This window comes from Blastocatellia bacterium (assembly GCA_025054955.1).
In the GTDB taxonomy this organism is placed as follows: domain Bacteria; phylum Acidobacteriota; class Blastocatellia; order HR10; family J050; genus JANWZE01.
On the sequence record JANWZE010000062.1, the window covers coordinates 49,012 to 72,336 of the forward strand.

Consider the following 23,325-nt stretch of genomic DNA (forward strand, 5'->3'; position numbering starts at 1 on the left):
TACAAACATGAGGAAGGAGTAATAACTAAGCCCCATATATCCACCATACTATTCTAGGGTTGATTCACCCAGCGCCACTGATTGTGTTGCCGTCCGTTGTTTCGCCTGAGATTCAGGTATAACCAAGAAATAGAAAATGGCGAATGCCACGACTGCCATGGCAGCCGCGACCAGAAAGGGCAATGCCCAGTTACCGGTGGCTCTGTAAATATACCCGGCTGTTGATGGACCGAACATGCCACCGAAATTTCCTGCGCATGTCATCACTCCGGAAATCGCCCCAACCAGCTTGGGATCGAGCTCCAGCGGAACACCCCAGTAGCCACCGGTGGCGAGATTAATAATGCATAGGTAGGCAGCAAAACAGGCGACCGACACGCTGCCTGATGGCACCAGCACAGCAGCAACCAAAAACGGCACGCCCAGGATGATACACATTGCCGGTCCTTTGATGCGGGCAATGTGTGGCTGAAAACCTCGCCGCAACAGTTGATCTGATAGCACGCCACCACTCACCAAACCGATAAAGCTGGCCGCCGTCGGAATCATGCCGATCCAACTCATTTGCTGTAATGTGAACCCACGGCCTTTGACCAGATATGTCGGCAGCCACAACATGATCATCCACACACCAAACACGAGACACATGTACGATAACGACAGCATGAGCACGGGGCGCGACCTGAGGATGCCCCATGGAGAAACCATTTCGGTTGTACGACGTGGGATGACATGCTCCTGAATCATTTTCAACTCAGCCTGACTGATGCGCGGGTGCTCGGTCGGATGATTGGTGGCCATCAGTAACCAAGCAACCATCCATACCACACCGATGGCTGCATTAACGTAAAACACCATCGGCCAGGAAAACGCCTGCACCATCCAGATGGTGAACGGATAGGCAATAGCTTGCCCCAAATATGAACCGGAGAGACTGATTGTTTGTGCCCGGCTGTACTCGTGCCGAGGAATCCAACGAGCATTGAACGAAGCATAGGCCGGGAAGCTCACTGACTCGAATGCGCCAACCAAAAAACGAATGACTAACATCAACCCAAAGGCCATCGCGCCAAGCGGAGTGAGCGCAGTAAACAGCGAAAAAAACAGGCAGGACAATGCAATTACTTTCTTGGCATTCCAACGGTCAGCGATCAAACCGCCAGGAAACTGAAACAGCGTGTAGCCGGCGAGAAAAGCTGAGAAAATCAGACCAAACTTCGCCTCATCCCAACCGAGCGCCGGCATCATGACCGGTGCAGCAACGGAGATGTTCACCCGATCAGCAAAGTTAATCATTGCACCGATGGTGAGCAATCCAACCAATCGGTACCGCACAGGCCATTTCGGTTTGTGGGGATTTGGTTCGGTCATACAATAGGTCAATAAATCAGTGGAGCTGCGACCTTTCCTCCCGCCTCTTGCTTGCTACATCTTACCTCTGGCTTCCCTCTTCAATTGCTGTTCAAGCCACACAGGCCGCTCTAGTTGGGGCCTGGGAATCGGCATGGCGTAATCCGGGTTATAGCTCGTATCAACCTCCTTCCCATTTTTGATCACCAATTCAACCTGCTGAATATTTTTAATATCGTCCAGCGGATTGCTTTTCACGATAATCAGGTCGGCGAACTTGCCGGCCGCAATGGTCCCCAATTCCTTCTCTTTTCGCAAAAACTCCGCATTACCTTGCGTCGTCATTCGGATGACCTCTCCCGGCGATAGTCCCAACTCAACCATCATTTCCATCTCTCGATGCAAACTCCGCCCCGGCACCATGACACTGGTTGAACTGCCCACGAGTAGCTTCCCACCAGCGTCATGGAATTGTTTCAAGAACCGGCTCATATTCCGATAGGCGCGGCGGAACCGGTCTCGTTCCTCCGGGCTTTTGGGCTCAAACAGCACGGAGGTTCGCCATAACTTTCTCACTTCGTCCGGCACGTAGCGCAGGTTTTCATTTCTGGCGAACATTGCATCTTCCTGCGCATACGCTTGGCGGTGGTCGGAAGCTATTCGGAAGTACGTCACCAGCGTCGGCTGAATGGCTACTTTTTTTTCAACCAGCAATCTGATCAGCCGGGCGAAATTCTCCGGTTTCATTTCAGCCATCTCATTGAGGTCGTCATAATAGCCGGTGAGCTCGTTCTCTGGTTCTCGGTCCTGAATAAACTCGGCGTTTGGCCCGGTCGAACGCGCCACGCCGGTGGAGTGTTCAAGCGCATCAATGCCGGCCAACGCCGCCTGTATGGCTCCCAGACGACGTATGTGACCTGTAACGCGCAAGCCGAGTTTGTGAGCTTCATCAGCGACGACGCGCAATAACTCCAGGGTAATCTGCTGATGAACTTTGATTGCAATGGCGCCGTTTTCTTTCAGCAGGCGAACTGCACGGCGGGCCATCTGCGGACTCTCCAAACCAATATGATGATCTCTCAGGGCTGGAGGCGCTGTCAGACTATTGCCGGTATAGAACAGCCGCGGCCCTCTGACCAAACCCTCATCCAAAGCGGCACTCAACGCTTTCAACCATTCCACCGGATTGCCAGTGTCTTTGACTGTGGTCACGCCGTGCGCCAACGTTAATTCACCGTGCCATGCATCATAATGCACGTGCCCATCAATGAGTCCAGGCAGAATGAATTTGCCATCCGCCCGAATGACGCGGGCGGCCTTCGGATATGCGATGCTCCCCTTTCTGCCCACTGCCGCAATTTTGTTTCTGTGTACTACCACGACGGCGTTCTCCATGACGGGGCCGCCCGTGCCATCAATCAACGTGCCGCCTTCGATAACGATGGGATGCGGCCGATCTCCGCCAGTCTCTACCTGCTGAAAACTAAGAATTAGCGTGAGACTGACAAATGAGACTATGCCCTGTGAGGTTCTCATCCAATTTTATTCCTCGCACAAATCGGTGATCTGCGATTGCGCGATGAGGTGAACGTACTTGTTATGTGTACCGCGATGGCCTTCATCCTGACGATATCGCTTCAAAGCCGCTTCATCGTCGAAATCCATCGAGATGCCATATTGAAAGGCGGCGTTCTGATTGATCTGCGGGCCAGCTACCACATGGCGGACGCCTTCGATCTGCGTAATGTTGGCTTTGACCTCGCGAATAATTTGTTGAATCTGAGCCGGCGATGTATTGGGTTTGAAATTAAGCAAAATCGTACGGCGTATCTTTTTACTGCCGGCTGAGGTTGTTGCCGTCGTCGCCCAACTTCCGAGCAACGCGCCAATCAACACGGCTACAACGACGAATGCAAGAGACAGTTTTTGTTGCGTCATGGATCTCCTCAGATATTGAACTAACTGGGCTTGGTCACCCGCGAACTGTGAAAGTGAATGAGCGTCCACCGGCCATTCTTCCTGACGAACACATCAGTTTGCTTGCCTTCATACGCGTACAGCTTGCCGCCTTCGGCTTCCCCAGTTTCGATGAAGTGATACGTCACTACCGCCGCATCGCCAACGATCTGCACGCGCGGTTGAACCTTGTACAGACCCGTGGCAGTCGAGTATTTGTAGAACGTCTTCAATCCATCTTCAACCGTTTTGCGGTCGTCGAGGCGATATGGATTGGAAGCGTGGAATGCGCTCAATTCTTCATCAACGCTCCGAAAAAAGGCCGCCATGTCCTTGTTTAGGTAGGCAGAGGTCATGCGACTCTCAATGTCCAAAAGCTCTTTCTCGGGGCGGTTTTGACTCACCGTGCCCACTTGTTCGACGGCCAGCCCTAGCACAAACAGCAACATTGAAACGAGCGAACGTGTGATTTTTTTCATCAGATTCTCCTTGCTCACATTGTTATGCAGGCCATCCATCGCGCTGATGAAGGTGACTGAGGAACTCACGCCGTGTCCGCGGGCCATGGGTACTGAAACTCGGTTGAGGGTTTTCCATGTAGGCTATTTTGGTCTTCTCTACCTGGTCACGGCGAATTCTCTTCAGTATCTTTTTCGGATCAATGCCGTAAGGAACGGTCGCATTCAGACCGAAGACCTTAGCTTTGATTTCCTTGGTCAGTGCCGGGTAGCCGTATCGTTCTTGAAACTCCTGCGAAATCTGGAACGCCCGGAACGCCTGAATCTGATCCTGCGGCGAGCCGAACCAGATCGAATCCGTTCCCCATAAGACTCTGTCCTCACCGACAAACCTGAGCAGCTTGCCGATGACGTGAGCGGCCGCCGCCGGATTCTTCATCACCTGACGCCAGGTGCTTCCAAGTTCGGCATAAACATTGGCATTGGGGGGAATTCCGTGATCGTGGAGCGATTTGATGAGTGCGTCAATGCCTTTGGCCGTGTTGGGGTCATACGGACCTTCTGGTACTGACGGCTCAAACCCTGAATGGTAGACAATAAAAGTGACGTCCGGGAACATTTTGGCAACTGCGCCGATGTCGCGAGGGCTAGCGTAATCAAATGTGAAGCCAGGCAAAGAGAGCCCCTTATGAGCGCAAATGATCTTGACGCCAAGTTCACGGGCCTTCTCAATGAAGGGTATACCGATGGTCGGATCGTCCAGCCACCATCCTGTTTTCTTATCGGGACCCCACGGCGTATAGACTTTCCACGCCTTGATCTTCCATTGTTCGACCAGTCGTTGCATGGCCTCCAGTTGCGCCTTCTTCGGCTCGAGATTGGGCAGCGCCAGACCGTGAATCTGCAAGCGCGGTGAGCCATCTAACTTTTCGACGACAGCACGGGTGGCATCAGCTTCTTCAGTTGTCAGCGGCACATCAGCGAACACGGGCGGCACAGCACTTAAGACAGCCATCGCCGTATCACTATCGAGGAAAAGTTCCTTGATATAATGATCACGGGTCAGACAGTTGGCTGGGTCCGATTCGCCACATTTGGTTTGTCCAAAATAACTCATAAAATCAACAAACTCCTGATTCCGCTTGAGCCATTCACCACTAGGCCTGATGTGGTGTGTCTGGACATCAAAGATGAACTCATCCCCGGCCACCACAGTCGCCGCTGCTTCCGGGTCAAGCGCCATGTCCGGACTGACATCGAAGAATCCGCCGGTATTGCCCCGATGCGCAAATACCTGGTTCATGCAGAGCATCGTGGTCGCCACGCCGCATGCACTCATCAAAAACCGTCGTCGCGACCAGCCAAGCCGCCGCGCATTGGTTTCGGCTTGCTCCATTGCCAAGGACTTCACCAACTGGACGTCAGGGTGAAGGGGCACAGGATGGTACTCACCATTGGAAGTGGCGTCGAGTTTAAGAGGCAACCTCGGTTCTGGTTCAAACCGCGATTTTCGGGGCATAGGTTCCTCACCAGATGAACTTGAAGCCAAATTGAAGCTGACGCGAACTGGTTGTCGTGCGTGTCAGTTGTCCAAAGCTCGCGGGGACGATACCGTTGCCATTGGCATCCACGCCGCTGAAAACAAGGCGACTGGCTGAATCCAGAGGTCCGAAATTCGTATGGTTGAACAGATTGAAGGCTTCAAACCGAAACTCTGTATTCAACCGCTCAGTAATCGGTGTCCGCTTGATCACCGAAAAGTCGAACACATGGAGGTCGGGGCCTTCAAAGATGTTCCGACCAGCGCTTCCATAAAAACCGGCAGGCTGAAGCTGGAAGATCGAGGGATCAATATACCGCGAGGGATTCCCAGTGACCGCGCTTGCTGGGTTGCGGCCCGGCGCCAGATTGGGGCGTTGAGACTGCACATTATCAATCCCACTTCGTGCCCGGTCGAACCCAATGGCCGGACCAAACGGAAACCCGGATCGCATATTGAGAATACCGCCAAGGGACCACCCTTTGGCCAATACGCCCGCGGCGCCCGACCGATTCTTGCCCAGCGGCACATCCCAAAGGAAATTGGCAACGAAGTTGTGTCGCACATCAAAATCGGACAACCCGCGATCGCCACGTGAATTAAATGGATCTTGCATATCGGCGCCAAGCTGCGCGTTGGTGAAGGTGGAATCAATCGAAGAGTTTGTGTCAATAGACTTGGAATAGGTGTAGGCAAAATGGAACTGCAAGCCAGAGGACAGTCGTCGCGTCGCCGTCAGTTGGAGCCCGTGATAATAGGCGTCTCCATTAAACCCGAGGAGCTGAATGGCACCGTAAGCCGGATTCAACCGTGCGGCCTGGATGTTCGAAATCTGCGGATAAAACCGTTGACCGTTGACAAACTGGAAGTCACGCCGGATGTTGGTGCTGTTTCCCGTTTGTAGGTTCACACCGCGCGAACCAATGTAGCCAGCCGTGACGACGAAGTCTTGACCGAGTCCACGTTGTACGTTGAGGCTCCACTGGTAGACGGTGGATTGCTCGGCCTTGAACTGGGTCAACCACAACAAGCCAGGGACAGGAATCGGATTGTTCCCAAATACGGCAAAACAACTTGGAAAGCACGGAGCACCCGTTTGAAAATTGATCCCCGGTATCACCCGGAAACTGGAAAACGGCGGGACGCTGGAAATCTGGAAGCGATACCGCATAGGGAACAATTCCGAATAGAAAATCCCCGCGCCCGCACGGACCGACCAGTTGCCATTACCGGTCGGATCCCAGGCAAACCCGATGCGCGGCCCGAAGTTCCCCCGCGACGGGTTATCAATGTAGGGATCGCCCACCACGGGCGTGGCATCGGTGAAATTGCGGAAATTGGAGACCCGGCCATTGGCTTCCGTCGGCGTGCTGATCGTCTCATAGCGTAATCCCAGATTCAATGTCAGGTTGCGCCGCACCTTCCAGTCATCCTGGACATAGAGGGCAAACAGGGATTGACGGATAGCCCGATAGAAATCCGTTCCCGGTGTTGGGATATAGAGAACCTGAGGGCGCGCCGTCAGAAACAGGTTGAGCCCGCCGCCATACACGTAAACGCCATCCGGCACGAGCGCTGAGTTCGCATTGAGCTGGTAGCGGCGGAGCAACCCGCCGATCTTCAGATTATGCCCTCCGCGGGTGTATAGAAATTGATCGCTGACCTCATACGTGTTGAGGACAAAATTGCGCCCGGCCGTCAGGGCCGGTCGAAGCTCAGTGAACCCGGCCAGCGAGAATGCGCCCATCGGGTGGCCAGGCAGAAACCCCAGGTCCGGACTAACTGGCACGTTAAACGGGAAGTCGCTCACAAACGCCGACCGGTTGAAGCCAAATCGAGCGTTGTTGATCGCGCGCGATGTGATCAACCAATTCCCTTCGAGGGTCATGTACTGATTCCGATTGGTGAGAACCTGATTCTGAATGACGGCGGCCACCTTGGTCAGTTCGGAATCGTCAAACGTGTAGCGACCGAACATACTGAGTTTCTCTGTCAACTGATGGTCCAGTCGAATCGTGAGGAAATCCTCGTTGGTGACTTCATTGAAGTCCTTGCGAAAGATCCCCGTGTCTCCAGAGATGGGTCCATTTGGCATCGGATACAGGGCCAGATACGGCAGCACGTTGGGATGCACCATCACCTGACCGGTGGTGAGATTTCCCATACGGGCGGCTGGGCTCGGAACGTTGAAGATGGTCGACGTGCCTTCGCCCCGCCGCAATCCCTCAAAGCTGCCAAAGAAGAAGGTTCGATCTTTGACGATGGGTCCCCCCAGACTGCCTCCAAATTGATTCCGCTTGAACGGGAGTTTTTGGGCGTTGAAGAAATTGCGCGCATCCAGTGCGCTATTGCGATGGAAGATGAAGGCTGTGCCGTGAAGGTCGTTTCCGCCGCTTTTAGTCACAGCATTGATGATGGCCCCGCCGCCCTGGCCAAACTCGGCTGAGTAATTTGACGTGAGCACTTCAAACTCTCGGAGCGCATCCACGCCGAGGAACCCGCCGCTGAGGCCCCCCGGTGAGTAGCCAAACGCATCCACCGTTTCCGTGCCATCGAGATAATAGGTATTGAAATCCAACCGGCCGCCATTGACCGACAGTCGCGTCGCGCCGGGCCCAACCTCATCCTGACCGAACGTGATGGTGCTCGTGCTGATGACGCCGTTTTGCAGCGTCGCCAGTTGATACACGTCGCGACCATTCAACGGCAACTGCTCAATTTGCCGCTCATTAACCAGCCAGCGGACCGCTGAATTGGTTGTCTCCAGTAGCGGCGCGTCACCTTGCACCAGGACGGTCTCCTGAATCGAGCCAACCGCGAGCGAGAAATCAACCACGGCTTCGCGCCCCACTGTCAGCTCAATCCCACTGCGCACCTCCTGCTTGAATCCATCGCGCTCGGCTTTGATCTCATACAAGCCGGGCGACAGTTCCGCCAGACGATAGCGACCTGCTTCATCCGTGTTCGTCTCCCGCGAAATGCCTGTTCCCTTGTTCGTGGCCGAAATCCTGACATTGACCACGACTGCGCCACCCTGATCAGTGACTGTCCCTGACACCGTTGCCTTGGTGCTTTGAGCAAACGCGACAGTGGTCGATGACGCCATCGGCATTGAGATGACTACGACTATCACGGCCAGTCGCGCCCAAAACTTGATCTTAACCCAAAACTTGATCTTAAGTTGACTCATACGTTTAGCCTCCCTGAGTGGTGCTTGCCTTCGTTGAAAAGGATTCATAATGCCAATTCTAGGCAAATCCATCAATCACTCTGGTCAATCGGCGACAGCCTGATCTGAATTGAAAATCTGTCTGGCAATAATTAACCGTTGAATCTCAGACGTGCCCTCGTAGATTTGAATGCCTTTAGCGTCGCGCATCAGTTTTTCGACTGGATAGTCTTTCATGTATCCATATCCGCCAAATATCTGCACGACCTCAGTTGTAATCTGCATGCATGTGTCAGCGGCGAACGCCTTGGCAATCGCTGCTTGTCGTGTATTCTGCTGACCATGATCAGCGATCCAGGCCGCTTGCCATGTCAGCAACCGTGCTGCCTCAATCTGAATGGCCATATCAGCCACCTTAAAACTGATGGCCTGATGCCGAGCGATCGGCCGACCGAAGGTTTTCCGTTGTTGTGCATAGGCGATAGCGTGTTCCATTGCCCGCCGTGACACGCCCACTGCGGTCGAAGCGACAACGGGTCGCGACCGATCAAACACTTGCATGGCGATCTTGAATGCGCTGCCTTCGTGACCGAGCAGGTTATCTTTAGAGACGACCACATCTTCAAAGATAATCTGCGCACAGTCCGATGCCCGTTGGCCCATTTTGTCCTCCTTCTTGGTCACGCAGACGCCCTTGGTTTCGCGTTCGACGATGAATGCGCTCAGACCATTATATTTCTTCTCCCGATCTGTGCTGACAAAAACGATATAAAAGTGCGCATAGGAACCATTCGAGATGAAGTTTTTGGTCCCGTTCAACACATACTCATTCCCAACTCGCCTAGCAGTTGACTGGATAGAAGCAACGTCGGAGCCGGCAGCCGGCTCTGTAACAGCGTATGAAGCAATCTGACGATCCGACGTCATTCGTCCCAGATACTCTTTCTTTTGCTTTTCTGTGCCAGCCACAATGATAGGGATTGCTGCAACAGCATTCATCCCCAACGCACCGGCAATCCCCGGGCATCCCCATGTCAGCTCCTCATTGATGATGCATTCATCCAGTATCCCCAGTCCTGGACCACCATAAGCGTGCGGAATATTGAGATTGATGAGTCCGACATCAAATGCCGCGTGGAAGACTGGCCATGGAAACTCCGCTGTCTGGTCATAGTAGCGCGCGACCGGCGCGATCTCTCGCTCAGCAAACTCATGTGAGAGTTTTTGCAAAGCTCGTTGCTCGTCACTCAGGGAGAAATCAATCATCAGACACCTCCAACACTGAATAACCAATATGCGAGGAATGATTCCTGAAGGATGGTAGGTTGAGACCACCAGGAATTGCTACGTTGCACCCCAATTCACCATTTCACTCATGAGCCTCAAATAAATCTTCGTAGGGAATACCTGTCCTCGCGGAGTGTTCCACCAGCCGAGCTTGCTCCTGCCTGGCTTGCTGATTGACCGATTGTTTGGCATGTCGAGCCGCTGAGCGGCTGGCAAATTTGCTGAAATTGAGTGATGGAGCTGACAAAATTCGTTCAACCTGCCCACCGCACTGCACACATCCGCTAGGTGAACCAGACTTCATCGCTTGAAGGACTTCAAAAATATGACCACAACGCTGACATTCATACTCATAAATCGGCATAATATCACTCCTAACCAACGCTCACACCTCGGTGGATAAAATGGCTGTCGCATGGGTTGACATGATTCCACCTTCGGCATGAATCAACACAGTTCGTGCATTCGCCACCTGCCGCGCGCCGCATTGCCCGCGCAGTTGTAACACAGCCTCAACGAGTAAGAGTAGCGCACCAGGATTGCCCGGATGCGCATAGGCGAGCAATCCCCCATTGGTATTGACCGGCAGCCGGCCGCCTAGTTGTGTCTGGCCAGCCTCGACAAATGCTCCACCCTCGCCTCGCTCACAAAACCCTAGGTCTTCAAGAAACATAATCACGGTTGGCGTAAATGGATCGTACAACATGGCGCAATCCATATCTACAGGTCGGCGATCAGCCATCTCATATGCCTGCGCCCCAGATTCGACAGCAGCTGTCCTCGCCAGATCAATAGCCTGACTGACGTGCTCGTGCTGATGTGCTTCACCGAGACCAAGGATGTAAATGGGCTTGGATTTCAAATCTCGGGCCCGCTCTACACTGGTTAGCACCAGTGCAGCACCACCATCTGAGACCAATGCGCACTCCAGTACGTGCAGCGGATCAGCGATCAGCTTGGAGTTCAGCACGTCATCCAGCGTGATCAGTTGTCGCATCTGCGCGCCCGGATGCAGAAATGCGTGCTTGCGGGCAACAACAGCTACTTGCGCATATTGCTCTGGGCGTGTTCCAGAAGCATGACGATGAGCCTGAGCAACCAAGGCATAGAGAGCCGGAACAAATGTCCCATAGGGAATTTCAAACTGCGGATGCCCCGCATTGGCAGCCATCAACTCGATCATCTTTTCACGAGAGAAGGCGCTCAACCAGTTATCCGCCGCTGCCACCAGTACCGACTGACACAAGCCCGCAACGATGAGGCTCACAGCCTGTTGAATCGCTGCAATCATCGTACCTCCGCCTGTTCCTAGCGTTAGGCAGTAATGTGGGTTGATGCCCATATATTCAGCTATCCACTCAGCATGATAATAATGCGGCTGTGACCATGAATTGGCAGTGATCATGCCATCAATCTGCTTGTTTGTAAGACCAGCATCGTCAAGGGCCAGTCGGCAGGCCTTGGCATACATCTGTGTCGCCGTCAGGTGCGGAACACAACCGACCTCGGTTTGTCCAACCCCAACAATGGCAACCCTGCCACGAAGAAAGCTCACGTCTCCGTTACCTCTTCAGCACGATACCCGCTTTTTCACGATCCCACGTTGCTGCATTGAGCGCGTCAGCACGGAGCTTGTATTTCTCAATCCGCTGTGAAGGATTCTTCGGCAAAGCCTCTCTGAACTCCACATAACGAGGGACCATGAAATACGCCATGCGGGATTCACAATAACGGACCACTTCTTCGTGCGTCATTGACAGGCCCGGCCTAAGCACAATCACGATTTTCACATCATCCTCTCCCAGCTCTGAGGGAACGGCAATGGCTGCCGATTCGAGCACCGCTGGGTGTTGATTGACGACCCGCTCAATTTCAAAAGCTGGGATATTCTCGCCACGACGCCGAATCGCATCTTTCTTCCGACCGACGTAATACAAAAAACCGTCCTCATCGAAGTAGCCGAGGTCGCCTGTGTGAAACCATAAGTTACGAAACGCTTCAAGCGTGGCTTCAGGCATTTTGTAATACCCGGACATCATCGTATACGGTTGGCGTGGACGCACGACGATCTCGCCTGTTTGTCTGGGGGCCAGTGGTATATCATCATCGTCAACAATCTGGACTTCATAGTCCTCAATTGGCTTGCCACAACACCCAGGGCGACGAGGCTCATAGAGTTTTGGCGGAATAATCAAACACTCAGTCATGCCGAACGTTTCATAAATCACCCGCAGCCCAAACCGGCGTTCAAACCCTTCCAGATCACCAGGCGGCGGAACAATCACGGCTAACCTGACCCGATTTTCTCGATCCCTCGCAGATGGCGGGTTCTTCATCAAGATATTCCCGACTGCGCCCATCCCGAGGAAAATCGTCGCTTGCGAAGCAATGATCTCATCCCAAAACGTACTAGCACTGAATCGCTGATATAGAGCAACCTGTGCGCCGGCGTAGAGCGCCGACATAATCGAGCCAATTTGCGCATTGATGTGAAACAGTGGCATGCATGTGTAGGAAATGTCCTCTTCGGTATACCCAATGCTGTTAGCTACCATCTGGGCATAGAAGTAGTAAAAGTGGTTGGTCATCACTACGCCTTTTGACAATCCAGTCGTGCCACCTGTATAGAGGATCATGACTGGATCCGTGTGGCGTACCTCAACGATCGGTTTTTCAGCTGAAGATGCTCGCAGGGCATCCAGCGGGAGCCAATCCAGGTGAGACAAACCTGAATCGCGCTCAAACGCATGGCCGGCATGAACAACTAACAGGCGCAGGCGAGTCAGGTGAGCGGCAATCTCATTGACAGTCGAAATATAGAGATCATCGAGAACTAATATCTCAGCATCAGAATTGTTGATGATATGCACCAACCCTTCGCCTTTATAAGCCGTATTAATCGGCACGGTCACAACGCCAAGTTTGGCTGCTCCCAATAGCAAGTAGAGATATTCTGGGCTGTTCTGCAACATGAGGGCCAGCTTTTTCCCCTTCTCCAAGCCCAATGCCCGGAGGCCGTTGGCATAACGATTTGCCTCCTCATCCAGGCCTTGATAGGTGATACTCTGCTCACCTTTGAAGTTCAGAAACAGCCGCTCGCCATACGTGGCAGCACGATCTTCGAGCAACCGACTAAGTAAACGATCCTGGACTGCATGCTCCATAGCCTTCAGGCTCAAAACCGCTTTCCGGTAACGTACGTTCGATAGAGTCCATCATGCCAGAGCTGATAGGCATCAATCGCCTCAGTCGCCGCCTTCCACATGGACTCCATTTTGTCAGGTTTACCGTAGTTCCGCATTAGCATCTCGATGCTCTCACCATGATCAATGTCAGCGATAATGTGCATGTCGTAGTAGAAGGTTTCCGTCATGCCATAGTTCTTGACCAGCCCATCACGTATGGCCGTAAAGTAGCGTGGGCTTTGTGTCTCCAACCCGAAGCCAAGACAGACCATCGCCTCTTGCCAAGGTCTGTCACGCGCATAATATTCCATGACTCGCATGAACGCATTGGTCTCCGGCAACAGTGTCGCATAATAAAGCGCATGGCGGTCTGCTCCAAACGATTTCTCCGCCATATCCAATAACAAGTCAACGTGGTCAGCCGGATTACGAAACTCGCCGTACAGATTATCGAGTAATACGTTTTTGGCTTGGCGGTGCTCAAGATCAACAGGGATGTTCCCGAGCAACCATGGTAACCAGGCTTTTCCGCCTCGTTCAACATACACACAAAATTGGCCGAGATAGCCAATGATGCCTTCGCGGCTGATCGTCCCATTGACGATGGACTGAGTAAATGGATGATCGGCAACATGCCGCTCGTCGCGATAGGCTCTCAGTTTCACAATCAGTTCTTCAGCATCGGCACACTCCCATGGTTTCTTAGTTGATTGTGCATCTTCTCTCATAATCACATCTCCTTAAAAAATTGGCTCCTTGACTTGATATTGTAGCACCCCTAGAATGGCGTGCCTGTGGAAAGCGAATCCCTATCGGCGCTACGATACGCCGGAACAATCCGTCAAAAATGGCTCTGTTTGCTTTGCGTTTCACTGGGAACGTTCATCGCGTATCTTGATTCGAGCATTGTGAATATCGCGCTGCCCACATTGGCCAGGTACTTTCAGGCTAACATCCCTGACGTTGAGTGGGTCGTCACAGCGTATCTGCTGATGATCACTGGACTCACTGTCGTCTTCGGTCGAGTCGCGGATATGTACGGTCGCAAAAAAGTCTACATAGCCGGCTTTATCATCTTCACCATTGGGTCGGCTCTGTGCAGCACCGCACCATCCCTTTGGTTGCTCGTCGCATCTCGCTGTATTCAAGGTATCGGTGGGGCAGCATTACTGGCCAACGGCATTGCTCTCCTGACCGAGTCCTTTCCTCTGGTAGAACGGGGCAAAGCGCTCGGTCTCAACGCCTCCACACTGGCATTGGCTGGCATCTCCGGTCCGTTGCTTGGTGGATTCCTGACCGAGCACATTGGCTGGCCAGCGATTTTTTACGTCAACATTCCTATCGGCATTATTGCCATATTCCTATCAGCTAGATTCTTGCCAGCATCCACAACATCTCCACAAACCGAACCGTTCGACTGGCCAGGCTCGATTACCCTCGTCGCTGGCCTTAGTTGCTTTCTTCTCCTATCTAACAGCCTATCCAGGCATGAAGGCCGAAGCGTTATGATAATCGGCTTGTTGATCACGGCACTGGCTTTTGCTCTCATGTTTCTGTTGATCGAAGTGCGCAACAAACATCCACTGCTAGACCTGAGGCTCTTTCAACGTCGCGCTTTCAGCGTTGCGGCGGCCAGTTGTTTTCTCAGCTTTTGGGCCATGTCAGCAGTCATTTTTCTGGTTCCGTTTTACCTTGATCGTGTTCTCGGTTACAGCCCGACGCAAATAGGCCAGATCCTAGCTCCAGTGCCGCTGGTTCTGCTTGGAGCCGCTCCGCTGGGTGGCTATCTCGCTGACAGATTTGGAGCACGGCCAGTGTGCCTCATCGGCGCCACTATCAACTGCCTTGGACTCCTGTCGCTTAGCACCCTCGACGCCAGCATGACAAGGTTCGATGTGATGCTTCGTCTAATCCCATTTGGCTTAGGCACCGGACTCTTCCAACCGCCGAATAACAGCAAAATGGTGGGAGCTGTCCCCAGCCATCGTCTCGGTGTTGCATCGGGCCTCATCGGAGCGATGAAAAATCTTGGCTCCATGAGCGGCGTGGCCACCATCAGCTTGATTTTTACCTTCGCCCAGCTCACGGCGTTGCAACACCTGTCAACCTCTGGGGAATCATCGCTTATGTTGGAACGACAAGCATTCGTTTCGGCTCTCCAGTGTACATTCCTGATCGCTACCGCCATTGGATCATTGGTAATTCTGTCTTCAGCAATCAAGGACGAAAAATAGATTACCGGGTGAAACCTAACGCCTAAGCCCAAACGCCAACAGCTTATTCCCGGGCAAATATTGCCCAGCACCGGTGCCAATGAACACCATCGCATGAGCAATGGCTGGGCCAGCAGCGATCGGTTGATACGCAGATGACTCCCAAAGCAACTGGCCATCGCTTGCGCGCCACGCTCTCAACTTACCATCAGTCAAACCTAAGTAAACCACGCCGTTTGCCACTGACATCGGGCCGAACTGAAATGCCGGACACGTGTGCATCCAGACAATGTCTCCAGTGACGGCTTCCAATGCCGCAATCACACAGTTTCGGTCTTGATGATTATTCGATGCAAAAAACACCAGTCCATCGGCTGTAGCCGTCGGTCCCGTTTCTGGCCCCGACGTCGGCACCGATTCTGTGCCGCCAGGTGGTATCGCCGGAGTTAACTGAACGCGCCATAATCGCCTTCGCGTTACTTGATCCCAAGCACGAATACCATCTTTCCCGCCAACCACAATCAACCGCTGTTGTCGGCGCCCGCGCACCACTGTGAGTAGCATCGGCGGACAGTTCAGATCAAGATTTCTCAAATCAGGAGGGATAACCTGATCAGCCCAGCGTAGCTTCCCAGTATCGGCATCAAGCGCGATTAGGCTGCAACTGTGTCGAAGCCGGCCCGGTCGCACCCGGAATGGGCTTCCTGTCGCTACATAAACTGTTCGCGTGCGAATGTCCAGCGATGGAGCAGCAAACACAGCCCCGCCAGCAACATCCTCAGCAACCGTGAAAAAATTCCACAGTAGCCGCCCTGTCGTAGAATCAAGGCAAACAACGCGACCACGTGATTGGTGTTCACGACCACAGGAGATGCCAGCATAGAGCCGTCTGCCGTGAACCAGCGGCGGAGCCCAAAAATACTCGCCGGTATTGTCTGGGTCACCAACGACGGTTTCCCACAGCGGTTGACCCCTGGTGAGGTCTAAGGCAATGACCCGATCCGAGGCGATATACACAGCATTGCTGTCAATCGCTGGCGAAGCAAAAATACCGAGCCGGCGATCAGGTGCATACTGGCGCGTGCCGGCCTCCCAGACCCATAGGAGCTTGCCTGAATAGCGATCCAACGCATAGACGCGACCATCCCAGCTACCTATCACAACATGGCTGCCAACGACCGCCGGTGTCGCCGTAACTCCAGAGCCTGCCTCAAACTCCCAACGCAGATGCAGATGTGTTACCTTGTCTACTCCAAGTTCATGTTCCATCCGATTGTGTCGTGTCTGGTGAAGGTCGTAACCATGCGATGGCCAGTCGCTTGATGGTACTCGTCCCCTTAGTAGTGACGAGGGCACCAACACACGAGCTGCTGCTGTAGCGGAAGAAACGATGAACAACCGACGAGAAACGGCGCGCTTAATTGACACCGGCCTCATGGTTGCACTGCAATTAAAAATTAATCCTCAAGGCGAACTGAAGTTGTCGCGACGTTGTTGTTGTGCTGAAGATTTTACCTGCACTAGGAGGCCTCATTGCCGCCCCACTGGCAGTACGGCCAAGAATAATCTCAACTTCATCTGGCCCAGGTAACGTGAAGTTCGGATGATTCAGCACATTGAACGCTTCAAATCGGAACTCTACGTTAGTTTGCTCGCCGATGTATGTCCGCTTTACCAACGATAAATCGAACGAGTGAAGATCCGGACCATCCAACACATTCCGACCAACAGTGCCGTACCTTCCTTCTGGAGGCAAAACGAATGCGTTTGGATTGAACCATTGTTCAGGACGGCCCAAAATCACATTGCTCGGATTAAATCCGGGCGCCCAGTCAGGCCGTTGGACGAAATCTGTGTTGGCGTCGTTGGCATTATTGAACGTCATGATAGGGTGGAATGGTGAGCCCGATTGTGCAGTTACAATGCCATTGAGTTGCCAGCCGGCGAGGAAGAAATCAACCACACGGCGACCACCCGTCGCCCCTGCTTGCTTTTTGTAGGGTAACTCATAGACAAAGTTCAGCGAGAAGATATGCGGAATATCAAATGCCGAACGCCCTTTGTCTCCACGCAGGTTGTATGGGTCCTGTGCTAATTGCCCAGCCTCATACTGGAAAATGCCCACGGAATCCGAAGCCGTGTCGAGCGACTTGGACCATGTGTAAGCAATCTGGAATTGCACCCCTTGGGTGAACCGGCGAGCCAGGTTAAACTGAAAACCATGATAGTATGAGTCGCCGCTCCATTGTATCTGGCGAACTGACCCCAGGTTCGGGTTGACGCGTGGGTTTTGAATGATTCGCCCCATCGCATCGCGATTGACCGGATAGAGTTTGCCGCGAGCATCAACTGTGAAGTTCTGAGCAATGTTACGCTGGTTGTTGGTTGACAAATTAATACCGCGGGATCCGACATAGGCCACCGTAGCAGTGATGCCAGCAATCAAGTCTCGCTGCAAGTTGAGGTTCCATTGTTGAACGTAAGCTGGGTCTGGTTCAAACTCAATCGACTGCAACCCGAAGACAGCGCCCAGATTGCGAATGGTACTGAACGCGCCGCGAACCGAGGTCAATCCGGTAGATGGGAACGACAGTCCAATGACAAAGAATGGTGGCTGGTTCGACATCTCAAAGCGATACTCAGCAGGCACCGGATGCGCGTAGAAAATGCCATAACCGCCACGCAGACTGGTCTTCCCATTACCCATGACGTCCCAAGCAAAACCTACGCGTGGGGCAAAATCTTTCAACGAGGGGTTCTTGAAAAACGGCGCTCCCACAGTTGGCGTGCGGTCGGTGAGCACATTGCGCAAATTGGCCAATTTTTTATTAGCTTCTGTTGGGCTGGTGATGAATTCGTACCGAAGACCTAAATTGAACGTGAGATTGCGGCGCGCCCGCCAGTCATCCTGAAAGTACAGGGCATACAGTGAGGTGCGAATGCCACGATATGCATCTGCCGGTGGAATCGGAGCAGCAAACAGTTGAGGTCGGTCAGTCAAGAACAACTCATACGTACCGAAAATAAATCCACCAAATGCGGCATTCGTCGAGAGCGCGTTGAACTGCGTGCGACGCCCCAGAAACCCGAACTTGATACCATGTTTGCCGCGCACATAGCTCATCTGGTTGTTCAACTCGAAATTGTTCATGATGAGGAATCGCGGAACCAGCGTCCGATCTGAAAGGGGAGACAATCCGCCCAGATTGCGGAAAAATCCCAGCCCAGTGGCACCTGGCACGAAGAACAGCTCTTGCGGTATCGGATTGATGTCAACATCATCACCAAACACCTTTGAACGATTGTACGAAAACCGAAGACTGTTGACCAAGCTCGGTGAGAATACATGATTATCGCCGATGGTCACATACTGGTTGCGTGCTTCCAAAAATGAATTCTGGATCAAAAGGCGCGGATCAGAACGATCGGAATCGTCAAAGGTGTAGCGGACAAAGAAACTGTTGCGGGGAGAGAAATTGTGATCGCCTCGAATTTGAAAATAATCACCACGCGTTTTGCCAGAACCACTGCGAATATAAACCGCCTGACCCCCACCCAAATCTGGACCATTCGGTCGCGGATAGAGCGCTAGATATGGCAGGATGTCTGGATCAACCCTAGCGCCTCCCGGCGTCACCAGCGTATCTCGCACCTGATTTGACGGCACGACAAATCGTTGTGTTCGGGCAAGTCGCTCACGAAGCCCTTCATACGCACCGAAGATGAACGTCCGATCTTTGATGATGGGCGCTCCGATGCTGCCGCCGAATTGGTTGCGCTTGAATCCGGGTGGCTCACCTACATCGAAGAAGTTACGAGCATCCAGCGCTGAGTTGCGCAAGTACTCGAAGACAGTTCCATGGATACTATTGGTTCCCGACTTACTTACCACGTTAATGATGCCGCCTCCAGCACCACCATATTCAGCACTGTAGTTGTTCGTCAAGAGCTGGAACTCTTGCATGGCATCAACACCGACAAACGCTCCCGTCACGCCACCGGGTGTTGTGTTCTGCGCTTCGTTCACAGATGTGCCATCTAAAAGGAAGTTGTTGTAGTTCAACCGTCCACCATTAATGGACATTTTGACTGCGCCTGTGCCTGAGTCAATCTGAGGTTCCAGCAGCGATCCGACTGGATTGGCGACCCCGATCTGCAACGTCGCTAGTTGAAAAAGATCACGACCGTTTAACGGTAGTTCCCTAATCGTTCGACCATCAACAAGCGCCGAAATCTCCGATGTCGTGGTGCTGACCATCGGTACATCCCCTTGAACAACCATCTCGTCAGTAATGGCACCGACGCGAAGGTTGAAGTTGACAACAGCATCACGGCCTACGGTGAGGATGACACCCTTTCGGATCTCTTTACTAAATCCCAATTGCTCAACTTCGACCTCATACTCGCCGAGCGGCAACTCGGAGACCAAAAACCGTCCCTCAACATCGGTCATCACCGACCAACTTCGATTCGTCCCCACATTTCGTGCTGTCACTTTCGCTCCGGATATCGCCGCGCCAGCCTGATCGTTGACCACACCTAATACCCTTGCTGTCGTTGTTTGAGCAACCACCGAGAATGACATACAGAGGACACAGAGAAGAACCGACAACCTGTCGAAAAACACGTGCATACCTTTACTGAATATGCTTCCCCTTATGCTCATTATCACCTCCATGGGTCTATTGATTTCCCTATACTAATGAGGGCAGGGTAAGATTTAGAATCACGGTGTCATAGCCACTCGAAATCCGGTGCTGGCATAACGAATTAACGGATAATTCCAGTGCCTCGCAGCACATGGCAAACGCCTGGGCCCGCCCCACCAAGAACCACCGCGCAACACTCGGCGCTCACCTGTATCCGGTCCCTTAGGGTTAACCTCAGGAGACCACTGATAGTAGTGCTCATCATATCTATCCTGGCACCACTCCCAGGCATTGCCTGCCATATCGTATAGCCCGTAGCCATTGGGCAGGAAACTTCCCACCGGCGACGTGTACAGAAAACCATCTCGCTTCCGAATACGGTCATTGTCTGACTCGGATCCGACATTGGCACGATAGCACCCGCCGGCATCCACCGCTTCATCTCCCCAAGGATACATTCTCCCTTCAAGACCGCCGCGTGCGGCCTTCTCCCATTCGGCCTCTGTGGGCAGCCGATACTTCTTTCCTGTCACCTTGCTCAGCCACTGACAATAGGCCACAGCATCATTCCAGTTGACAGCAACCACTGGATGATTTGGCTTCAATCGAAACTCAGCTTCGCCGTTCTGAATTGCATCGGGATACCATTCGGCACCGGGATACACATAGCCGGTCGCGTCACAAAAGGCTTTGTATTGAGCGTTTGTCACTTCGAACTTGCCAATATAATATTCATCCAGATAGACGCGGTGCACGGGTTTTTCGGCCTCGCCAAGAAGGTCGCTTCCCATCAAAAAATAACCAGCCGGGATGCGCACCATCTCCGGCTCCAGTTGACTGATGGGCCGGGCCGCCTCCATTCCACCCTGTGACCAGGCTGGCAACGTCGCGTTATTACACCCTATGCAAACAAGGGATAAAAAAAAGATGCCCTTCCAAATCACACAGCCTCCGATGATGACACGCCAGCCCGAGTCGGTAACGCGACTGACACACCACTTCGCAGCCGTCGCACGACATCATAATTGCATGCGATAAAAAACAGATTCAGGAAAACGCCACTTAACGCTCCTTCAATATCCTCGCCAACAATTCGTCTAACTCCGATAATGTAGCCAACAATTAACGCAACCTGAATGTAACCAGCAAGCACCCAGTCAATGGCGCCCCGCTTACGTTTCAAAAGAAACACTAGATACACTATGCACACAGTAGAAATGTAGAGGTGACCAGGGGCAATGTATGGTTCAAACCATTGGCGTTCTTGATAGTCTAGCTCTTCAATAATCATCGTTTTTAATCCCACTCCAAACGATGTCATTGTCAGCCAGCTCACACCATAGTAAATACTCAACCACCAACGGCGCCGCCTGTGATTCATCTGGCTCAAGACAGGATCACGGTACAGGCGGGGATATACAGACAGAAACAGGATCGTGCCGAGGACACTGTTCACCGGAAGATGAATATAAAAACTGAAAAAACCAACGCGGTGTAGCCATCCCACCACGGGCTCAAAATAGGTAGCGAACTCCCATGTATAATGGTATTCCATCGAGCGACGCTTATATTATCAAATGTGACTGACTAATCGGTCGGAATATTAGATAAAAAGAAGAAGTCACCCCAAACCCTCTCAAAGCGACAATGAGGTAGTTGGTACTTGTCGACGTGATGTCTTCCCCTTTCCATTTCGTGCTCCACGCAATGCTGCGCGTCTAGTTTTTTTTTGTTCCCTACCGTCCACGCCAGGAAGCACACCTATGCCCCGTAAAACAAATTGAACCAACGCTTCGCCATAGCTCTCCTTCGTGACACCTTTGAGATTCCAACGCTTCAGAGCCCAAGCCGAACACATGATGGGCAGGAGATTTTCAATGACCCTTATGTTCGGAACGCGGAATACACCGCACTGCACACCTCGCTCTAATACGTCAGCGAAGAGACGAATATATCCTCGCTCTTTCTCAAACACTTCAGCCAGAAACCCAGAATCTTTCATCACGCGAGATTCCTGATAAAGCAACACTATCGCATCCTGATATTCGTCAGTATGATCCATGGCTGCCTTGATCATCGCTTTGATCTGCTCAATTGGCTCATCCGTGCTTCTAGCAGCCGCTTCTAACCTGGTGCGTAGCTCATCAAGGACGCTGTCGTAAATCAGGAACAAAATGTCGTTTTTGCTTTCCACGTAATCATAAATAGAACCATATGCCAGCCCAGCCAATTGAGTCACCTGCCGCAAATTGGTCTCGTGAAATCCATTCTTGGTAAACGCCCGAAGCGCAGCTTTATAGATCTGGTAGCGTCGTTTTTTGACGAGCGCTTCGTCTTTGACACTCGTCTTGACCAGTGGTCTTTTCTTCATATAAACGAATGATTAATTCCCAGAGTAATTTGACCCTGAGTTGGGCCAATTGGACCCAGCTGTGGTAAGTAAGAACTGTGGCAGTTCCGGTAAGCTCCCTCTCTGATGCCCTGAGGGCTCGGCAAGCTGCCGCCATCCCAATCTAAGACCGGGGATGAATCAGACACTGTTCCACTACATCGAGCCAATACTGACTACGCCTTTCCGCCTACGAGTCTCTACGACGTCTCGTTAACACTGAAAGGCAACAACCGGCTTATCAGGGTTGCTAGATTGACATGAAGCATGAGCTCGGATAAACACTGACCGTAACAATACAAACCAAATCATCCCTTCTACAACCTAACAAACCCTCACCTAAATTTTCTTACCCGCCAACGGTATCAGTAAAAAGCCGGCATATTAGTATCAGAATCGGCTCTCGATGTCAATCAATTTTCGCGCTCGCCCCTAGTTCATTCGAGCGGTCGGAAGCGTCCTTGACGACTTCAAATTCATAGTAGATCTCCTTGCCACGTATGATGAAGCTCAAATAATGCTCCCAAAACCGCCGCAAGAACCGCATCCAGGGGAATCGTTGATCAAGATTGATGAGGAATTGAATGCCGAGCAATTTCCAGAGATTTAACAGCGACACGTGAATCCGTCGCGGAACTAATCGTACCTGCGTGTAAAAAGGAAATGGCGCCTCCGGATCGGTAAAACAACGAAAAGAGAAGCTGTTCAGATGAGTCCGATGGGTTGGGTCTGTAGCCCAATCCGGATTTGTATAATGAGGGGCAAGAAACTTAATCACGCCGCCGGGCTTCGTGATCCGGTGAATCTCACTGACCACATCCAACAAACAATCTACATGCTCGATCACATGCCGACCAATGACCTCATCAAATGAGTTATCGAGGTAAGGGTACGGAACACAGTTCAAATCATAGATCACATCGGCAGCCGTGCGCGGATTGATGTCCATGCCAATGGCGCCCGGCGTCTTATGCGCTCCGCAGCCGATATCCAGAATCCTCACCTCAGACCTCACAAATGCAATGAGCCGATGTTTTCCCCCTGAGTAACGTGACAGCCGATGTCCAGCATCCTCACCTCAGACCTCACAAGTTCAGACACGGGACTGCGACCGTCTCATTCAACCATA

Annotated in this window: 18 protein-coding genes; 1 reads left to right on the plus strand and 17 read right to left on the minus strand. The window is 52.4% G+C overall.

Annotated features, from left to right (window positions below; genetic code table 11):
- Nucleotides 1-48: 48 nt before the first annotated feature.
- From NZ823_08860 to NZ823_08910, 11 genes are all read right to left on the minus strand, one after another.
- Nucleotides 49-1,371, minus strand: a complete 1,323-nt coding sequence (locus tag NZ823_08860; GenBank protein MCS6805235.1) for an MFS transporter — start codon at nucleotides 1,369-1,371, stop codon at nucleotides 49-51.
- A 54-nt stretch (nucleotides 1,372-1,425) separates the two neighbouring features.
- Nucleotides 1,426-2,886, minus strand: coding sequence for an amidohydrolase family protein (locus NZ823_08865; GenBank protein ID MCS6805236.1), 1,461 nt, complete (start codon nucleotides 2,884-2,886; stop codon nucleotides 1,426-1,428).
- A 6-nt stretch (nucleotides 2,887-2,892) separates the two neighbouring features.
- Nucleotides 2,893-3,288 carry a Dabb family protein gene (locus NZ823_08870; protein MCS6805237.1) on the minus strand — a complete coding sequence of 132 codons (396 nt, stop codon included), beginning with the start codon at nucleotides 3,286-3,288 and terminating at the stop codon, nucleotides 2,893-2,895.
- Nucleotides 3,289-3,308: 20 nt separating this feature from the next.
- Nucleotides 3,309-3,785 (minus strand): nuclear transport factor 2 family protein, encoded by a 477-nt coding sequence (locus tag NZ823_08875; GenBank protein MCS6805238.1) that lies wholly within the window; start codon nucleotides 3,783-3,785, stop codon nucleotides 3,309-3,311.
- Nucleotides 3,786-3,807: 22 nt separating this feature from the next.
- Nucleotides 3,808-5,283 carry an amidohydrolase gene (locus tag NZ823_08880; GenBank protein ID MCS6805239.1) on the minus strand — a complete coding sequence of 492 codons (1,476 nt, stop codon included), beginning with the start codon at nucleotides 5,281-5,283 and terminating at the stop codon, nucleotides 3,808-3,810.
- A 7-nt stretch (nucleotides 5,284-5,290) separates the two neighbouring features.
- The gene (locus NZ823_08885; GenBank protein MCS6805240.1) at nucleotides 5,291-8,494 is read right to left on the minus strand and encodes a TonB-dependent receptor; all 3,204 of its coding nucleotides are present in this window, start codon (nucleotides 8,492-8,494) and stop codon (nucleotides 5,291-5,293) included.
- 84 nt (nucleotides 8,495-8,578) lie between these two features.
- On the minus strand, nucleotides 8,579-9,739 hold the full coding sequence (locus NZ823_08890; GenBank protein MCS6805241.1) for an acyl-CoA dehydrogenase family protein: 1,161 nt from the start codon (nucleotides 9,737-9,739) through the stop codon (nucleotides 8,579-8,581).
- A 103-nt stretch (nucleotides 9,740-9,842) separates the two neighbouring features.
- Nucleotides 9,843-10,124: a zinc ribbon domain-containing protein gene (locus tag NZ823_08895; protein ID MCS6805242.1), complete on the minus strand. Its 282-nt coding sequence runs from the start codon at nucleotides 10,122-10,124 to the stop codon at nucleotides 9,843-9,845.
- A 21-nt stretch (nucleotides 10,125-10,145) separates the two neighbouring features.
- The gene (locus tag NZ823_08900) at nucleotides 10,146-11,315 is read right to left on the minus strand and encodes a thiolase family protein (GenBank protein ID MCS6805243.1); all 1,170 of its coding nucleotides are present in this window, start codon (nucleotides 11,313-11,315) and stop codon (nucleotides 10,146-10,148) included.
- A gap of 7 nt (nucleotides 11,316-11,322) precedes the next feature.
- A complete protein-coding gene (locus tag NZ823_08905) occupies nucleotides 11,323-12,924 on the minus strand; it encodes an ATP-dependent acyl-CoA ligase (protein ID MCS6805244.1) in 1,602 nt (533 codons plus the stop codon).
- 11 nt (nucleotides 12,925-12,935) lie between these two features.
- Complete coding sequence (locus tag NZ823_08910; protein MCS6805245.1) at nucleotides 12,936-13,673, minus strand: iron-containing redox enzyme family protein; 738 nt, start codon at nucleotides 13,671-13,673, stop codon at nucleotides 12,936-12,938.
- Nucleotides 13,674-13,739: 66 nt separating this feature from the next.
- Here NZ823_08910 and NZ823_08915 point away from each other — a divergent pair, with 66 nt between their 5' ends.
- Nucleotides 13,740-15,179, plus strand: a complete 1,440-nt coding sequence (locus NZ823_08915) for an MFS transporter (GenBank protein MCS6805246.1) — start codon at nucleotides 13,740-13,742, stop codon at nucleotides 15,177-15,179.
- 15 nt (nucleotides 15,180-15,194) lie between these two features.
- Here the strand turns inward: NZ823_08915 and NZ823_08920 are convergent, their stop codons facing one another.
- From NZ823_08920 to NZ823_08945, 6 genes are all read right to left on the minus strand, one after another.
- Nucleotides 15,195-16,427, minus strand: coding sequence for a PQQ-binding-like beta-propeller repeat protein (locus tag NZ823_08920; protein MCS6805247.1), 1,233 nt, complete (start codon nucleotides 16,425-16,427; stop codon nucleotides 15,195-15,197).
- A 181-nt stretch (nucleotides 16,428-16,608) separates the two neighbouring features.
- Complete coding sequence (locus NZ823_08925; protein ID MCS6805248.1) at nucleotides 16,609-19,743, minus strand: TonB-dependent receptor; 3,135 nt, start codon at nucleotides 19,741-19,743, stop codon at nucleotides 16,609-16,611.
- A gap of 141 nt (nucleotides 19,744-19,884) precedes the next feature.
- A complete protein-coding gene (locus NZ823_08930; GenBank protein ID MCS6805249.1) occupies nucleotides 19,885-20,751 on the minus strand; it encodes a formylglycine-generating enzyme family protein in 867 nt (288 codons plus the stop codon).
- Entirely contained in the window at nucleotides 20,748-21,188 is a 441-nt protein-coding gene (locus NZ823_08935; GenBank protein ID MCS6805250.1) for a hypothetical protein, read from the minus strand. The genes NZ823_08930 and NZ823_08935 overlap by 4 nt, the downstream gene beginning before the upstream one ends.
- A 255-nt stretch (nucleotides 21,189-21,443) precedes the next feature.
- The gene (locus tag NZ823_08940) at nucleotides 21,444-22,178 is read right to left on the minus strand and encodes a TetR/AcrR family transcriptional regulator (protein MCS6805251.1); all 735 of its coding nucleotides are present in this window, start codon (nucleotides 22,176-22,178) and stop codon (nucleotides 21,444-21,446) included.
- A 427-nt stretch (nucleotides 22,179-22,605) separates the two neighbouring features.
- On the minus strand, nucleotides 22,606-23,220 hold the full coding sequence (locus NZ823_08945) for a class I SAM-dependent methyltransferase (protein ID MCS6805252.1): 615 nt from the start codon (nucleotides 23,218-23,220) through the stop codon (nucleotides 22,606-22,608).
- Nucleotides 23,221-23,325 lie beyond the last annotated feature (105 nt).